This window comes from Mesorhizobium sp. WSM3626 (assembly GCF_000513935.1).
Lineage (GTDB): Bacteria > Pseudomonadota > Alphaproteobacteria > Rhizobiales > Rhizobiaceae > Mesorhizobium > Mesorhizobium salmacidum.
The window spans coordinates 84,138-99,201 of sequence record NZ_AZUY01000001.1; the positions used below are offsets into that span (position 1 = coordinate 84,138).

Genomic DNA, 15,064 nt, shown 5'->3' on the forward strand with positions numbered 1-15,064 from the left:
CCCTGGATCAGAGACGGAGGGGAGGGACGAAAGGTTTTCCCCTCCGCAACCGACGCCACCAGCAAAGCAGCCAGATGAAGCGTTCCGTCCCCTTCGAGATATTCCGCTACGCCGCGATCCTCGCGGCGATGGGTGTCACGCTGGTGCCCATCTTGTGGATGGTCTCGATGGCCTTCAAGCCGATCGCCGAATGGTCGGCGACCGGTGCCGACCTGACATGGTGGCCGAAGAACCCGACGCTCAGCAACTTCCAGTTCGTATTCGGCGAGTCCACCAACAATCTGATCGTCGCGCTCGATCGCACCGCGCTGAAGCCGATCCTGTCGTCGCTTCTGTCGGCGGTGTTCGGCACCGCGATCGCCATGTCGGCCGGCACCGCCGCCGCCTACGGCCTGTCGCGCTTCGGCTCCGGCCAGAACCTGCCGTTGGCGCTGATTCAGCTCAGGCTGTTTCCGCCGATGGCCGTCATGATCCCTGTCATGATCATGTGGGCATTCCTCAACTTCACCGACAGCTGGTGGGGGCTGGCGCTGATTTACGGCATCGTCACGCTGCCGTTCGCCTTCTGGCTGATGAAGACCTTCTTCGACGACATGCCGCGAGAGATCGAGGAAGCCGCCTTGGTCGAGGGCTGCTCGCGGCTGCGCGTCTTCACCCGCATCACGTTGCCGATGATGCGCGCGCCGCTGGCGAGCGCTGCCCTCTTCGTCTTCATCCTCAACTGGTCGGACTATCTGATCGCGTTGCTGCTCACGACGCGCGAATGGGTGACGATCCCGGTCTACATGGCCTCGCTGTCGTCCTCGATGACCGGCCAGCTCTACGGCGCCAAGGCGGCGCTTGGGCTCATTGCCGCCGTGCCGCCGGTCATCATGGGAATCGCCATCCAGCGCCATCTGGTGCGCGGGCTGACTTTCGGAGCGCTCAAGCAATGAGCGCCGTGACCGCAACGATTTCTGAGGACGAGACGGGCGCCGCGCGCGGCAGGCCAGCCCTGCGTGACGAGGGCACGCGGCTGGGCTTTCGGCTGACCTTGCCGGCGCAGATCCTGGTGCTGTTCATCTCGGCCTTTCCGCTCTTGATGCAACTCTACATCAGCGTCACCGACTGGTCGCCGCTTTCGGGCCTCGGCTGGTGGAACGCCTGGGACATGTGGAACAGCTTTGCCAACTACACCGATCTCGCCGCCGACGCACGGTTCTGGAGCGCGCTGAAGCGCACGGTCATTGTCATGATCGTCTGCGTGCCGGCGGAATTCCTGTTGGGCCTCGCGCTGGCGACGCTGTTCGCCGACGATTTCCCCGGCAAGCGCATCTTCTATTCGATCCTGCTGATGCCGATGATGGTGGTGCCGGCGGTGGCCGGCTACATGTTCTTCATGCTGTTCCAGTCGGGCGGCCCGGTGAACGACATCCTGTCGGTCCTATCCGGCACACGTGTCACCGTCGCCTGGCTGTCGGACCCGACCCTGGCGCTGATCGCGGTGATGATCGCCGACATCTGGCAGTGGACGCCGCTGATGTTTTTGATCCTGCTTGCCGGCCTGGTCGGCGTGCCGGAGGACCAGGTCAAGGCGGCGACCTTGCTCGGCGCCAATTCCTGGCAGCGCTTTATCACCATCGTGCTGCCGAAAATGAAGACGATCATCATCATCGCGCTGGCGATAAGGGTGATCGAGAACTTCAAGATCTTCGATACGCTCTACATCATGACCGGCGGCGGCCCCGGCGTCGCCACCGAGACGATCTCCGTCTACATCTACAAGGTCACCACGCAGGACCTGATCTGGGGCTATGTGGCGGCGATCGCGCTGGCCATTCTGGTGGTGCTCTCCATCGTTGCCGTGTTCGCCATGAAGCGCATGGCGCGGGCAAGGCAGGTGCCGGCATGAGCACGATCCAGCTCAAGCACCTCACCAAGACATTCGGCGACTTCACGGCGCTGAAGACGATGGACCTCGATATCGCCGACGGCGAGTTCATGGCGCTGCTCGGGCCGTCCGGCTGCGGCAAGTCGACGACGATGAACATGATCGCCGGCATGGAGGAGCCGACCAGCGGCAAGATCCTGTTTGGCGAACGCGACATGGCCGGCGTGCCGATGGGCCGTCGCGGCGTCGGTTTCGTCTTCCAGAACTATGCCATCTTTACCCATATGACGGTGCGCCAGAATCTTGCCTATGGACCGAGGATGCGTGGTGCCGCCAAGGCCGAGATCGATCGTCGCGTCGGCGCCGTTGCCGAGCTGCTGCAACTGACGCCGCTGCTCGACCGCAGGGCCGACCGGTTGTCGGTCAACATATTGCAGCGCGTGGCGATCGGCCGGTCCGCAATCATGGAGCCGGCGATCTTCCTGCTCGACGAGCCGCTGTCCAATGTCGACGCGGCCTTCCGCGCGGTCATGCGCACCGAACTGAAACAGCTGCAGCGTCAGTTCAGGCAGACCATGGTCTACGTCACCCACGACCAGCTCGAAGCCATGACCATGGCCGACCGCATCGCCGTCATGGACCACGGCGTGCTGCAGCAGGTCGGCACGCCGCTCGAGGTCTACAACAATCCGGCCAATGTCTTCGTCGCCCGCTTCATCGGCGCGCCGGGCATGAATCTGCTCAAGGGCAGGCCGGCGGAGAGTGACCGGGGTCTGGTCGTCGATCTCGGGCCGCTGGGTGTCACACCGCCGCTGCCGGACGACCTGGCGGCCAGCTTGCGCGGCGCACGCGGCGAGGTGCTCTACGGCTTCCGGCCGGAAGAGGTGACCCTGGCGCAAGACGGGCGCGGGCTTGCCATGCCGGTCACCTTTGTCGAGCGCATCGGCGCGCGCACCGTCGTTCATCTCGGCCGGGGCGAAGGCGCCGTGAAAGCGGTGTTCGACAATGATGTCGGGTTGTCGATCGGGCAAACCGCGGTCGTCGCACCCGCGGCGTCATCGGTGCGCGTCTTCGACGCCGCCAGCGGCGTTGCGATGAGAGCGGGCTGAACCATGGCCGACATCGTCTTCCGCAATGTCACCAAACGCTACGGCACGACGCTCGCCGTCGACGATGCCTCGTTCACCGTCAACGACAACGAGTTCTTCTGCTTCTTCGGGCCGCCGCTGTCGGGCAAGTCGACAATCCTGCGCCTGGTGCTCGGGCTGGAAACGCCGGATGCCGGCGAAATCCTGATCGGCGGCAAGCCGGTCAACGCGGTGTCGCCGGCCGAGCGCAACGTCGCCATGGTGTTCCAGAACCTGGCGCTGTTCCCGCATATGAGCGCGCTCGACAATGTCCGCTTCCCGCTGGTCGAGCGCCGGGTCGCCGAGCTCGATATCAAGAAACGCGTCGCCGATGTCGCGGCCAAGCTGCATATCAGCCATATCCTGCACAAGCCGCCGGCGCAGCTTTCGGGCGGCGAGCGGCAGCGCGTGGCGATCGCGCGTGCGCTGGTGCGCGACCCCAACGCCTATCTGATGGACGATCCGATCTCGGCGCTCGACGCGCGGCTGCGCGAGGAAACGCGCGTCGAGCTGAAGCGCATCCAGCGCGAGCTCGGCAAGACGCTGATCTATGTCACCCACGACCAGGAAGAGGCGATGTCGATCGCCGACCGCATCGCTATCCTGGACAATGGCCGTATCAGGCAGATCGGCGCGCCGGTCGAGATCTATGACCGTCCGGCCAGCACCTATGTGGCGCGGCTGCTCGGTTCGCCTGTCATGAACATCCTCAAATCCGTTCGTGGCGAGGGCAGTGTCGAAGCCGCCGAAGGCGTGATCCGCATTGCCGACAAGACGGCTCCCGCCGATGCCGTCGAGATCGGACTCAGGCCCGAAGATATCAGGGTCAAGCCGTGGGCGGATGGCGGCTCGGGTCGCCCGGCGCGGGTGTTCGAGGTCGAGCCGCTTGGCGGCTACACCGTGGTGACGCTCGCCGCCGGGCAGGCGCGGCTGAAGGCCTTGCTGCGCGGCCAGCCTGACATCAGGCCCGACGCGATGGTGGCGATATCCTGCGAGCCGGCACGGGTGCATTATTTCGGACAGGGCGGAGGCGCGTTGGCAAGATGAATGCGGCCGCGAGGACAGGATTTCGGGAGGAAGGCATGACAGACAAGGGCTTCGAGCCGGACGTGAAGGTCCGCACGAAGGAATTCAGGATCGGTTGCGTCGGCGCCGGCATGATCATGGCCGAGTGCCATCTGGCTGCCTACAAGGAGGCGGGATTCCCGGTGGTGGCGATCGCCTCGCGCACCAAGGCGAATGCGCAAAAGGTCGCCGACCGTTGGAGCATCCCGACCGTCCACGATACGCCCGAACAGCTGATCGAGGACGCAAAGGTCGAGATCATCGACCTCGCCTTTCCGCCCGACCAGCAGCCGGCGCTGATCCGCCATGCGCTGAAGCAGAGCCACATCAAAGGGATCCTGGCCCAAAAGCCATTGGCGCTGTCGGTCGAGGAAGCCGTCAGGCTGCGCGATGAGGCGGCGAAGGCCGGCAAGATCCTCTCGGTCAACCAGAACATGCGCTACGACCAGTCGATGCGCGTGTTGAAGCAGATCATCGACAGCGGCGCGCTGGGCGACATCGTCTTCGCGCAGATCGACATGCATGCCATCCCGCACTGGCAGACCTTCCTTCAGGGCTATGACCGGCTGACACTCGCCAATATGAGCGTGCATCACCTCGACGTGCTGCGCTTCCTGTTCGGCGATCCCGACGAGATCACGACGCTGACGCGCAAGGATCCGCGCACGAGATTCGACCATTCCGACGGCATCACCGTCTCGACCTTGCGCTTCCCGTCCGGCGTGCTCGCCGTGTCGCTGGAGGACGTATGGTCGGGTCCGCGCCAGGACGGCTACAAGGACGATCAGCACATCAACTGGCGTGTCGACGGCACCAAGGGCGTCGCCAAGGGCACGATCGGCTGGCCGACGGGTGCCGCCTCGACGCTGACTTACGCCTCGGCCGAGACGACCGGCGGCGAATGGATCAGCCCAAGCTGGGAGACGATGTGGTTCCCGCATGCCTTCATCGGCGTGATGGAGCAGTTGCAGCACGCCGTGAAGACCGGCACGCCGCCGGCGCTAACCGTCGCCGACAACGTCAAGACCATGGCGCTGGTCGAGGCGGGCTACCGCTCGATCGCGTCGGGCCGCACCGTCAAGCTCTCCGAAATCTCGACAAACTCAATCAGCTGAAATCACCGGCAGCTGAAATCACTGGCAACTGAATCGCTTACTGGGAGGAATTCACATCATGATGCAAGCAGGCATTTTCACAGGCTATTTCCCGTACGGTCTCGAAGAGACGACGAAGAAAATCCGGGGGCTCGGTTTCAACACGGTGCAGCTCGACCTGCATTTCAGGGATGTCGACCTGTCGGCCGGCCAGATCACCAAGGAGAAGGCCAAGCAGGTGCGCGACGTCTTCCGCGACCACAATCTGCCGGTCTGCTGCGTGTCGGGCTACACCAACATCATTCATCCCGACAAGGCCGAGCGCGAGAAGCGCGTCGGCTATCTCAAGGAGATCATCCGCAATGCGCGCGAGTTCGGCTCGCCTTACGTGATTTCGGAAACCGGCACCTACAACACCGAATCCGACTGGGTGCATCACCCCAAGAACAAGACCGAGGAAGGGTTCGAGGAGTGCCGCAAGGTGATCGCGGACCTTGCCCAGACGGCCTATGACCACGGCGCGGTTTTCCTGCTCGAAACCTATGTCAACAACGTCGTCGGCTCGGTCGAGGAGACGGTGAAGATGTTCGCGCAGGTCGACCATCCCGGCCTCGGCCTGCTGATGGACCCGACCAACTATTTCGAGACCCACAACATCGACCGGATGGATCAGATCCTGAACCAGGTGTTCGACACGCTGACCGACAAGATCAAGATCGCGCACGCCAAGGACGTCAAGCGCTCGGGCGACGACAAGTCGGAGAAGCATGCCGACATCGGCGACGCCGACGCGATGGAAAGCCACACCTTCCGCGGCGTTGGCGAGATCGAACTGCCGGCGCCCGGCCTCGGGTCGCTGAACTACGACCTCTATCTCCAGCGGCTGGCCGAGAAGCATCCGAACATCCCTGTGATCATCGAGCATCTGTCGGAGGACGACGTACCGCGCGCCAAGACATTCCTTGATGGGAAATTCCGCGCCAACGGCCTGTGATGGCCGGCCGCGCCGCCCGGTGCATGGCGGCGCGGCTTCAAACAAGGGAGGAAAGAATGTTGAAATTCGCATTGAAATTGGCGGCCGCCGCGACAGTGCTCGCCGGCGTTGTCCTTGGCACGGCGGCGCAGGCGCAGGACGGCCAGAAGACCTTCTATCTCTTGTCGCATGGCGGTCCGTCGGATGCGTTCTGGATCGACTGGAACGCCGGCGCGACCAAGGCCTGCGACCAGCTCAAGGTGACCTGCAAGATCTCCTTCAGCGGCGGCGACATGGCGGCGCAAAAGGAAGCCTTCAACTCGGCGCTTGCCGCCAAACCCGACGGCATCGCCACGACGTCGGCGCAGCCCGGCCTGTGGACCGAAGAGGTGAAAGCGGCAAAGGCGGCCGGCATCCCGATCGTGTTCTTCAACACCGACGATCCGGCGACAGGACGGCAGGCCTATGTCGGGGCCGACCTTAGGGAAGCCGGCGTCACCTGGGCCAAATACCTCGTCGACCACAAGATGGTGAAGCAGGGCGACAAGGTCTTCCTGCCGGTAGAGGTTCCCGGCGCCAGCTACCAGCAACTCGAGACCGAGGGCATCGCCAGTGTTTTCGGTCCGTTGGGGATCAAATATGACGTGGTCGACTGCGGCACCGATCCGGCTGGCATCATCGCCAAGATGACCGACTACATGGTCGCCAACAATCCGCCGGCGATCATCGCGCTCGGCGATTCCGTGGCGGCCAGCGTCAAGCGCGTCTTCGATGGCGCCGGTGTGCCGGCAGGCAAGATCCCGGTCGTCGGCTGGGGCAATTCCAAGGAGACGGCGCAGGCCGTCAAGGACGGCTTCGTCAACGCCGCCGCCTGGCAGTACCCGTCGGCGCAAGGCTTCATGCCGGTGGCGCTGCTAGGGCTTGCCGCCTCTGGCGAGCCGATCGGCTACGACGTCCACACTTTCGGTCTCTACGACGCCTCCAGCGTCGAGCCGATCCTGAAACTCTACGACAAGAAATGAGAAAACCAGCGCCCGCTGCGAAGGCGGCGGGCGTCTTTCAAGCATGGTCCAAGCAGTCATGACAATTGCCGCAGAAGACGAAGCGCCGAGAGTGAAGGGCAGATCGCGCCTGATGCGCTCGCCGCAATTCTCCTCCTTCGTCATCCTCATCATTTTGCTGGCGGTGTTCGCTGTCGCCGACGCCAATTTCCTGTCGCCGCTCAACATCTCCAACATGATGGCATTCCTGCCCGAACTCGGCATCATCGCGCTCGGCATGACACTGCTCTTGACGGCAGGCGAATTCGATCTTTCCGTAGGCGCGGTGTTTGGACTGGCGCCAGTGGTGGTGATGCTGCTGGTGCAGAATGGCGGCGTGGATATAGGTGTCGCGCTTCTGGCCGGACTCGTGCTGTGCATCTCGATCGGCGCGATCAACGGGCTGATCGTCACCAAGATCGGCATCTCCTCCTTCCTGGTGACGCTGTCGATGCTGCTCGTCGTGCGCGGGGCAGCGCTCTACATCACGCAAGGCTTTCCGCTGAAATCCTGGGACCAGCCGGGCTTCTTCGTGACGCTGCTCGCCGGCAGCTTCAACATCGGTTCGTTCCGCTTCTATACCTCGCTGTGGTGGTTCATCGGCCTGTCGCTGTTTGCCATCTACATCCTGCGTTACGCCAAGCTCGGCAACTGGATCAGCGCCATCGGTTCTAATCGCAACGCGGCGGTGGCGCGCGGCGTTCCCGCCGACACCGTGAAGATCTGGCTGTTCATCGCGACCTCGGTGCTGGCCGGCCTTGCCGGCATGATCAGCGCCTTCCGCATCTCGGCCGCCTCGCCGGTGGCCGGCACCGGCTATGAGCTGGAGGTGATCGCCATGGTGGTGGTCGGCGGCACGGCGCTGACCGGCGGACGCGGCACCATCCTTGGCACAATCGTCGGCGCGCTGATGCTGCGCGCCATCCGAAACGGCATCGTGCTGATTGGCGTGCCGGGGCTCGCCTACAACATCTTTGTCGGCCTTATCATCCTCGCCATGCTCATCCTGCACGCTTTGCTGCAGAAGAACGCCGCAAGGGGCTGACGATGATGCAAGACGTACTTCGGCTGCAGAACCTGCAAAAGTCCTTCGGCAGCGTGCGCGCGCTGAAGAACGCCTCGCTGACACTGCGGGAAGGCGAGGTGGTGGCGCTGCTGGGCGACAATGGCGCGGGCAAATCAACGCTGATCAAGGCGATCTCGGGCGTGTTCCCTGTCGACCGGGGCGATATCTTTGTGCGTGGCGAGAAGGTTTCGATCCGCTCGACGCGCGATGCGATGGACCTCGGCATCGAGACCATCCACCAGGACACGTCGCTGGCGCCGGACCTCAGCATCGCGCGCAATCTTTTCCTCGGCCGCGAGCCGGTCAATTTCGGTTGGCTCGGCGTGTTCGCGCCGCTCGATCTCGCGAAGCTGCGCAAGGCCGCTTCCGAATTGCTGAAACGCGTTGGCATTTCCAAGAAGCTCGACGCCGACGCGCTGGTCTCGACGTTGTCGGGCGGCGAACGTCAGTCGATCGCCATCTCGCGCGCCATGCAGTTTGCAGCCAAGGTCATCATCCTCGACGAGCCGACCAACAATCTCGGCGTCGAGGAAACCCACGGCGTGCTGCGTTTCGTCAAGGAGGTGCGCGACGCCGGCCATTCGGTGCTGCTCATCACCCACAACATCCACCATGTCTTCCAGGTCGCCGACCGCATCGTCGTCATGCGGCGGGGCGAGATCGTCGCCGAACAGACGGTCGCCGACACCGATCTGCTGACAGTGGAAAGCATCATCACCGGCGCCGACATGTCGGCCCTGCTCAAGGAGGCGAGGGCAAAGTGAAGGGCGTCGCATGGTAGAGCTTTACGGCAAGACGCTGTCGCGCCGGCAGGTGGCCGAGCGATCAGGCATGCTGTCGCAATTCGCCGGCGTGCGGCTGATGACGCTCGGCGACGGTGTGGAGCGCGGCATCCGCATGCTCGAATTCCGCACCGGCTCGGGCCTGCGCTTCACCGCGCTGGTCGACCGGGCGCTCGACATCGCCGATTGCGACTATAGGGGGCAGGCGATCGGCTGGCATTCGCCGAGTGGTTTTCGCAACCCCGGCCTGCATGAGTATGAAGGGGAAGGGGGGTTGGCCTGGGCGCGCTCTTTCTCCGGCCTGCTGGTCACCTGTGGCCTCGATCATATTCTGGCCCGCGAAGACGTGCCGGCCGACAGCTACAACTACCCGGGCAAGAAGACGGTGCTCCATTCGCTGCATGGCCGTGTCGGTACGATCCCGGCGCGGCTCACCGGCCATGGCGAGCGTTGGGACGGCGACCGTTGCGTGCTGTGGTCCGAAGGCCTCGTCCAGCAGTCGACGGTGTTCGGCGAGGATCTGCATCTCATCCGCCGCATCGAGGCCGATGTCGGCGGCAACGAGATCCGGCTTTCCGACCGCGTCGTCAATCACGGCTTCAGCCGCACCCCGCATATGTATTTCTACCACGTCAATGTCAGCCATCCCCTGTTGGATGAGGGCTCGCGCTATCTGGCGCCGATCCGCGACGTCGTCTGGGCCGGCCATGCCGGCGAGCGCTACGAGGCACAGGGGGTTGGCTATCGCACGGCGCCGGCGCCACAACCAAGCTTCAGCGAGCAGGTCTGGCAGCATGAGATGGCTGCCGATGCCCATGGCGAGGTGCCGGTGGCCGTCGTCAACGACCGTATTGGGCTCGGTCTCGAACTGGTGACGCGCAAGGACCAGTTGCCGTGTGCCTATCAGTGGCAGAATTTCCAGGCCGGGCAGTACGCGCTGGGCATAGAGCCATCGACCCACCACGTGCTCGGTGATCTCGCCGCCCGCGAGCGCGGCGAGATGATCTGGCTGGAGCATGGCGAAAGCCGGGCGTACGACGCGGTGTTCCGGGTTCTCGATGGCGCCGGTGAGATCGCAGCGGCCGAAGCCAGGATCGCGGCTATCGCCCGACAGCCCACGCAGGATTATCCTCGGCCTTCCGGAAACTTTCCAAGACTGGCCGGCAGGACATGAGCGCGACATTTATCCAAAGCAAGCCCTCCGGCCGGCGGACCGGATTGCCAGCGGTGCGCGACGGTTGGAGGTCAGTGTGACGACGATGGCAAAAAAGCGCGACTACAGCCTTGTCGGCGAAAGCACCAGGGCGGCGATCGAGACCGGGCTTGCCTCGGCCGAATGGTACCATACCGACGTCCCGCGCAAGACGATGAAGGAGCTGATGCAGCGTTCCGACGGGCCGGCGATCCGCGACACCGTCATCTGGATTGTCGCGATCGTCGGTTCGGCCGCCGGTATCGTCTGGTTCTGGGGTTCGTGGTGGATGGTGCCGTTCCTGTTCGTCTACGGCGTGCTCTACGGCTCGTCGAGCGACTCGCGCTGGCACGAATGCGGCCATGGCACGGCCTTCCGTACGCGCTGGATGAGCGATGTCGTCTACCACATCGCCTCGTTCATGCTGATGCGCAATCCCGTGCAATGGCGCTGGAGCCATGCCCGGCACCACACCGACACCATCATCGTCGGCCGCGATGCCGAGATCGCCGTCATGCGTCCGCCGGATCTGTTGAAGGCCGCGCTTGCCTTCACCGGCATTCTCGATTTCCGCTATTCGCTGCCGACGCTGGTGCGCCAGGCATTCGGCACGCTGTCGGACGAGGAGAAGAGCTATATCCCCGAGATGGAACAGCATAAGGCCGTGGTCGCCGCCCGCTGGCACGTCGCGATCTATGTGGCGACAATCGCCCTGGCGATCGCGCTGAGGTCATGGATACCGCTGGTGCTGATCGGTCTGCCGCGCCTCTACGGCACCTGGCACATGGTGACGACCGGCCTGCTGCAGCATATCGGCTTGGCCGACAATGTCGTCGACCATCGGCTCAACACGCGCACCGTCTACATGAACCCGATCAGCCGGTTCATCTACTGGAACATGAACTATCATGTGGAACACCACATGTTCCCGATGGTGCCCTATCATGCGCTGCCCAGGCTGCACGAACTGATCAAGCATGATCTGCCCGCGCCCAATCCCTCGATGTGGCATGCCTATCGCGAGGTCTGGCCGGTCCTGCTCAGGCAGCTGAAATACGAGGATTACTACCTCAAGCGCGAATTGCCGCCGACGGCGAGGCCCTATCGCGGCGAATTCCACGAGGTCGATATGTCGGCGGCGGCCGAATAGCGATCGCGATGGTTGCAGGAGATTGAGATGGCCGATTGGGTTGAAGCTTGCGCGGTGGACGATGTCGAGGAAGAGGATGTCATCCGCTTCGACCGTGGTGGGCGGAGCTTCGCGATCTATCGTTCCCCGGACGACGAATTCTTCGCCACCGATGGTTTTTGCACGCATGAGAAGGCGCATCTGGCCGACGGGCTTGTGATGGACGACATCATCGAATGTCCCAAGCACAATGGCCGCTTCAATTACAAGACCGGCCAGGCCAAGGGCGCGCCGGTCTGCGTCAACCTCGCGACCTATCCGGTGAAGGTCGAGGCCGGTAAGGTGATGATCCAGATCTGAAGCGGGGGCATGATCAACCGATCGGCATCGCGATGGTAACCAACAGAGGGACGTTTTAATGAGCCGAAAGAGACCGACCGTCGCCGATTTGCGCGCCATGAAGGGCAAGCGGCAGCTGACCATGCTGCGGGTGCTGACCCTGGACGAGGCGGAGGCCGCCGAACGGGCAGGGGTCGACATCGTATCGGTGCCTCCCGAACTGGTGCTCAATCCGCAATACCGCGATGCGGCACCCAGCCTATTCACCATGCCCGGCGACAATTTCTTCGAAATCGGCACCGCGGATGATTTCGTCCGCTGGGCCTTCCGGCTCTATAAGGCAAGCGCCGACGCGGTCTATTGCAGCGCCGGCTACGCAACCATCAAGCGGATGGCGGACGATGCCATTCCCGTCATCGGCCATGTCGGCCTCATTCCTTCCCGCGCGACCTGGACCGGCGGCTTCAAGGCGGTCGGCAAGTCCGCCGACACTGCGATGCAGGTGTTCGAGGCGGTGAAGCAACTGGAGGCGGCCGGCGCCATCGGCGCCGAGATCGAGGTGGTGCCGGTCGAGGTCGCCAAGGCGATCTCGGAGCGCACGTCGCTGATCATGCTGTCGATGGGCGCGGGCACGGGCTGCGACGCGCAATATCTGTTCGCCGACGACATCCTTGGCCAGAACAGGGGTCACATGCCCCGCCACTCCAAGGTCTATCGCAACTTCGCCGCCGAGTATGACCGGCTGCAGGCGGAACGGGTGGCGGCATTTTCCGAATTCGTTGCCGACGTCAACGGCGGCGCCTATCCCGAGGACCGGCACATCGTGCACATGGATCCGGCCGAGCTACGCCTGTTCCTCGACAAGGTCGGCCGGGGATAAGGCCGGCTGCCACGCACTGCCGGCCAGTGCGGCGTGGAGTGCTTCCGCATCGACGCCGAGCGGCCGGTCCTCCTTCAGCGTCAGAACGAGCGCGCGTATCAACGTGTGGACAGCTGATGTGCGTGGCGCCAGCGTCAACCCTTCACGCAAGTCGATTGCCTGTGCCGCCGCCATCAGTTCGAAAGCGATCAGCCGGCGCCACAGCGCGATCATGTCCGCGCATTTCGATATCGCCAGCGGCGTCTGCGTGGCGTGATCCTCGACGCCTTCCGAAACCGGGAGAAAATCGAGCATCACCGGATTGGCCTTGTGGCGGATGGCGGCCAGGATCGATGTCGCCGTCTTCTGCAGCGGCACGAAGCCGGCCGAGGCGCCACCGACCGGCGACAGGTACCTGGGCAGGCCGTTGCGGCCCGAACCGGTGAGCTGGATGAAGCGGGCGGCACTTGCGGCGGCGCATTGCGCGATTGCGAGGCCTAGTGTCTCGAAGGCGAGCGCCAGCGCCGCCGTGTGGAAGTTGCCAGTCGACATCACCACGCCGTCGTCGCCCAGCACCAGCGGATTGTCGGCGGCGGCATTCAGTTCGATCTCGACGGCGCGTCTTGCCTGGCCGATCGCCTCGATCAGCGCGCCATGGATCGAGGGCATGCAGCGGATCGACAGCGGATCCTGTATGGTGGTGGGCGCCGGCGCTTCGTCGCGGGCGAGAAGATCGTGCAGCGCCTTGGCGGCTTCCTGCTGGCCGGCGGCCGGCCGCGCCATGTGCAGGCGGGGATCGAGGATGGCGCGATTGGCGCCGATCCCTGCCATGGTCAACGCGCCAGCCTGCTGCTGTTGGGCCAGAGCCGACAGCGCGTCCGTGACAACAAGCGCGCCGCTGCCGGCGGAGACGGCGGATGCGTTGATCAGCGACAGCCCATCCTTGGGCGCCAGGCCGATGGGGCCGAGGCGGGCCATCATCAGCGCCTTGACCGCCGGCATGCGCCTTCCCTGATAATCAGCCTCGCCTTCGCCGATCAGCAGGCGAGCAAGCGCCGTCATCAGCACAAGGTCGCCGGCGCCGATCGAGCCCAGCGACGGCATCACCGGATGGACGCCGGCGTTGAGCGCATCGGCCAAGGCGACAAAGACTGACGGGGAGAGGCCGGATCCGCCGGCCGACAGCATTGTCAGGCGGGCGAGCATGGTTGCCCGCACGGTCTCGACCGGCAGGGCCTCGCCGACCGCGCCGCTGCGGCCTTCGAGCAACTGGCGCTGGAAGGCGCTGGCGTCACCCTCGACCGATGTGCCGAGATTGGCGCCGAGCCCGGTGTTCAGGCCGTAGATCTGCTGGCCGGAGGCCGCAGCCTGATCGAGCACTTTTCGCGCCTTCTCCAGCCTGCCAATGACATCGGGTCCGATTTCCACCTTGCGCGCCTCGCGGGCGACAGCGGCGACATCGCCGATTCTGATGCCAGCCCCGGTGAGGACGAGCGTGCTCATGCGAAGCGCAACCTTTGGCCGATGCCTTGCGCCTGTGCTTTGGCCAGCATCGCCTTGCCGAGCGCAATGTCGGACAGCGACAGGCCGCGATGCCATAACAGGATTGTTTCGTCGTCACTTTGCCGTCCTGGCTTGAGTCCAGCGGCGATCTGGCCGAGTTCGGCATGCAGCGTTGCTTCGCTCAGCCGTCCGGCCTCGACATGGGCGCGCAGCGAGCCGAACTTACCGCCTTTGCACTGGCCCCAATCGTCGACGACTATCTTCTGCATGATGTCGGTCAGCGACAGCTCCACCGCGCTCATCGTGCCATAGGGGACGACCAGCGCGCCCGGCTTGATCCATTCTGTCTTCAGCAACGGCTGCGGCTCGGGCAGGCGCGATGCTTCGACGACAATGTCGGCGCCCTTGACGCAGCTCTCCCAGTCGGCGACCGCAGTGACGGGTTTGCCGAGGTCGGCGGAGAGTTTTGCTGCAAAGCCATCGCGGCTTTCCGGCCGGCGCGAATGGACGCGGATTTCGTCGAAATCGAAGAGATGGTCGAGCAGGCGCACGTTCCAATAGGCGGTGCCGCGTGCGCCGATATGGGCGAGCACCTTCGAATTATTACGAGCTAGCTGTTTGGCGCCGATCGCGGTGACGGCGCCGGTGCGCATGTCGGTGATGACGGTGGCGTCGAGGATGGCGCGCGGCGTGCCGGTGCGCGGGTCGAACAAATTGAGGATGCCGAATTCCGACGGCAGGCCATGAAGATAGTTGTCGACATAGTCGCCGACGATTTTCACGCCGGCCGCGTCGAGCGGCGCCACGTAGCCGCGCAAGACATTGAAATGGCCGTGGAAGGACGGGTCGGGTTCGAGGTGGACACGCGGCTCGATCACCGTCTGGCCCTTGCCTTGCGCAACGAGCCCGGCCTCGACCGCGCCGATGATCTCGGCATCGGTCATGGCAAGCGCTTCGATGTCCAGGGCATTGAGGTAGTCGATATAGATGGGCTTCATGCGCACGCTGTTCCTCGGCCACCCCGC

15 protein-coding genes are annotated in these 15,064 nt (G+C 64.1%); 13 read left to right on the forward strand and 2 right to left on the reverse strand.

Annotated features, from left to right (window positions below; genetic code table 11):
* Positions 1 to 74: 74 nt before the first annotated feature.
* The 13 genes from M653_RS0100520 (at position 75) to M653_RS0100580 (ending at position 12,557) form a co-directional block, all read left to right on the forward strand.
* On the forward strand, positions 75 to 935 hold the full coding sequence (locus M653_RS0100520) for a carbohydrate ABC transporter permease (protein ID WP_027141511.1): 861 nt from the start codon (positions 75 to 77) through the stop codon (positions 933 to 935).
* The gene (locus tag M653_RS0100525) at positions 932 to 1,891 is read left to right on the forward strand and encodes a sugar ABC transporter permease (protein WP_027141512.1); all 960 of its coding nucleotides are present in this window, start codon (positions 932 to 934) and stop codon (positions 1,889 to 1,891) included. The genes M653_RS0100520 and M653_RS0100525 overlap by 4 nt, the downstream gene beginning before the upstream one ends.
* The gene (locus M653_RS0100530; protein WP_027141513.1) at positions 1,888 to 2,979 is read left to right on the forward strand and encodes an ABC transporter ATP-binding protein; all 1,092 of its coding nucleotides are present in this window, start codon (positions 1,888 to 1,890) and stop codon (positions 2,977 to 2,979) included. The genes M653_RS0100525 and M653_RS0100530 overlap by 4 nt, the downstream gene beginning before the upstream one ends.
* A 3-nt stretch (positions 2,980 to 2,982) precedes the next feature.
* Complete coding sequence (locus M653_RS0100535; protein WP_027141514.1) at positions 2,983 to 4,044, forward strand: ABC transporter ATP-binding protein; 1,062 nt, start codon at positions 2,983 to 2,985, stop codon at positions 4,042 to 4,044.
* A gap of 35 nt (positions 4,045 to 4,079) precedes the next feature.
* Entirely contained in the window at positions 4,080 to 5,177 is a 1,098-nt protein-coding gene (locus M653_RS0100540) for a Gfo/Idh/MocA family oxidoreductase (protein ID WP_027141515.1), read from the forward strand.
* Positions 5,178 to 5,235: 58 nt separating this feature from the next.
* Complete coding sequence (locus M653_RS0100545) at positions 5,236 to 6,150, forward strand: sugar phosphate isomerase/epimerase (RefSeq protein ID WP_027141516.1); 915 nt, start codon at positions 5,236 to 5,238, stop codon at positions 6,148 to 6,150.
* 56 nt (positions 6,151 to 6,206) lie between these two features.
* On the forward strand, positions 6,207 to 7,151 hold the full coding sequence (locus M653_RS0100550; protein ID WP_027141517.1) for a substrate-binding domain-containing protein: 945 nt from the start codon (positions 6,207 to 6,209) through the stop codon (positions 7,149 to 7,151).
* 58 nt (positions 7,152 to 7,209) lie between these two features.
* Positions 7,210 to 8,214 carry an ABC transporter permease gene (locus M653_RS0100555; RefSeq protein ID WP_245262036.1) on the forward strand — a complete coding sequence of 335 codons (1,005 nt, stop codon included), beginning with the start codon at positions 7,210 to 7,212 and terminating at the stop codon, positions 8,212 to 8,214.
* Between the two features lie 2 nt (positions 8,215 to 8,216).
* Positions 8,217 to 8,999 carry an ATP-binding cassette domain-containing protein gene (locus M653_RS0100560; RefSeq protein ID WP_027141519.1) on the forward strand — a complete coding sequence of 261 codons (783 nt, stop codon included), beginning with the start codon at positions 8,217 to 8,219 and terminating at the stop codon, positions 8,997 to 8,999.
* Between the two features lie 10 nt (positions 9,000 to 9,009).
* A complete protein-coding gene (locus M653_RS0100565) occupies positions 9,010 to 10,191 on the forward strand; it encodes an aldose 1-epimerase family protein (protein ID WP_027141520.1) in 1,182 nt (393 codons plus the stop codon).
* A gap of 85 nt (positions 10,192 to 10,276) precedes the next feature.
* Positions 10,277 to 11,359, forward strand: coding sequence for a fatty acid desaturase family protein (locus M653_RS0100570; RefSeq protein WP_027141521.1), 1,083 nt, complete (start codon positions 10,277 to 10,279; stop codon positions 11,357 to 11,359).
* Positions 11,360 to 11,386: 27 nt separating this feature from the next.
* On the forward strand, positions 11,387 to 11,698 hold the full coding sequence (locus M653_RS0100575; protein ID WP_027141522.1) for a MocE family 2Fe-2S type ferredoxin: 312 nt from the start codon (positions 11,387 to 11,389) through the stop codon (positions 11,696 to 11,698).
* A gap of 58 nt (positions 11,699 to 11,756) precedes the next feature.
* A complete protein-coding gene (locus M653_RS0100580) occupies positions 11,757 to 12,557 on the forward strand; it encodes a 3-methyl-2-oxobutanoate hydroxymethyltransferase (RefSeq protein WP_027141523.1) in 801 nt (266 codons plus the stop codon).
* On the opposite strand, the gene hutH is transcribed toward M653_RS0100580, so the two are convergent.
* Together hutH and M653_RS0100590 are read right to left on the reverse strand one after the other, a co-directional pair.
* Positions 12,522 to 14,039, reverse strand: coding sequence for a histidine ammonia-lyase (hutH, locus tag M653_RS0100585; RefSeq protein WP_027141524.1), 1,518 nt, complete (start codon positions 14,037 to 14,039; stop codon positions 12,522 to 12,524). The genes M653_RS0100580 and hutH overlap by 36 nt on opposite strands.
* Positions 14,036 to 15,037: an ornithine cyclodeaminase family protein gene (locus tag M653_RS0100590; RefSeq protein WP_027141525.1), complete on the reverse strand. Its 1,002-nt coding sequence runs from the start codon at positions 15,035 to 15,037 to the stop codon at positions 14,036 to 14,038. The genes hutH and M653_RS0100590 overlap by 4 nt, the downstream gene beginning before the upstream one ends.
* Positions 15,038 to 15,064: the final 27 nt, after the last annotated feature.

Coding starts and splice junctions, on each gene's coding strand:
- M653_RS0100520 (WP_027141511.1), top strand. CDS start 75: ATGAAGCGTTCCGTCCCCTTCGAGATATTCCGCTACGCCGCGATCCTC.
- M653_RS0100525 (WP_027141512.1), top strand. CDS start 932: ATGAGCGCCGTGACCGCAACGATTTCTGAGGACGAGACGGGCGCCGCG.
- M653_RS0100530 (WP_027141513.1), top strand. CDS start 1,888: ATGAGCACGATCCAGCTCAAGCACCTCACCAAGACATTCGGCGACTTC.
- M653_RS0100535 (WP_027141514.1), top strand. CDS start 2,983: ATGGCCGACATCGTCTTCCGCAATGTCACCAAACGCTACGGCACGACG.
- M653_RS0100540 (WP_027141515.1), top strand. CDS start 4,080: ATGACAGACAAGGGCTTCGAGCCGGACGTGAAGGTCCGCACGAAGGAA.
- M653_RS0100545 (WP_027141516.1), top strand. CDS start 5,236: ATGATGCAAGCAGGCATTTTCACAGGCTATTTCCCGTACGGTCTCGAA.
- M653_RS0100550 (WP_027141517.1), top strand. CDS start 6,207: ATGTTGAAATTCGCATTGAAATTGGCGGCCGCCGCGACAGTGCTCGCC.
- M653_RS0100555 (WP_245262036.1), top strand. CDS start 7,210: ATGACAATTGCCGCAGAAGACGAAGCGCCGAGAGTGAAGGGCAGATCG.
- M653_RS0100560 (WP_027141519.1), top strand. CDS start 8,217: ATGATGCAAGACGTACTTCGGCTGCAGAACCTGCAAAAGTCCTTCGGC.
- M653_RS0100565 (WP_027141520.1), top strand. CDS start 9,010: ATGGTAGAGCTTTACGGCAAGACGCTGTCGCGCCGGCAGGTGGCCGAG.
- M653_RS0100570 (WP_027141521.1), top strand. CDS start 10,277: ATGGCAAAAAAGCGCGACTACAGCCTTGTCGGCGAAAGCACCAGGGCG.
- M653_RS0100575 (WP_027141522.1), top strand. CDS start 11,387: ATGGCCGATTGGGTTGAAGCTTGCGCGGTGGACGATGTCGAGGAAGAG.
- M653_RS0100580 (WP_027141523.1), top strand. CDS start 11,757: ATGAGCCGAAAGAGACCGACCGTCGCCGATTTGCGCGCCATGAAGGGC.
- hutH (WP_027141524.1), bottom strand. CDS start 14,039: ATGAGCACGCTCGTCCTCACCGGGGCTGGCATCAGAATCGGCGATGTC.
- M653_RS0100590 (WP_027141525.1), bottom strand. CDS start 15,037: ATGAAGCCCATCTATATCGACTACCTCAATGCCCTGGACATCGAAGCG.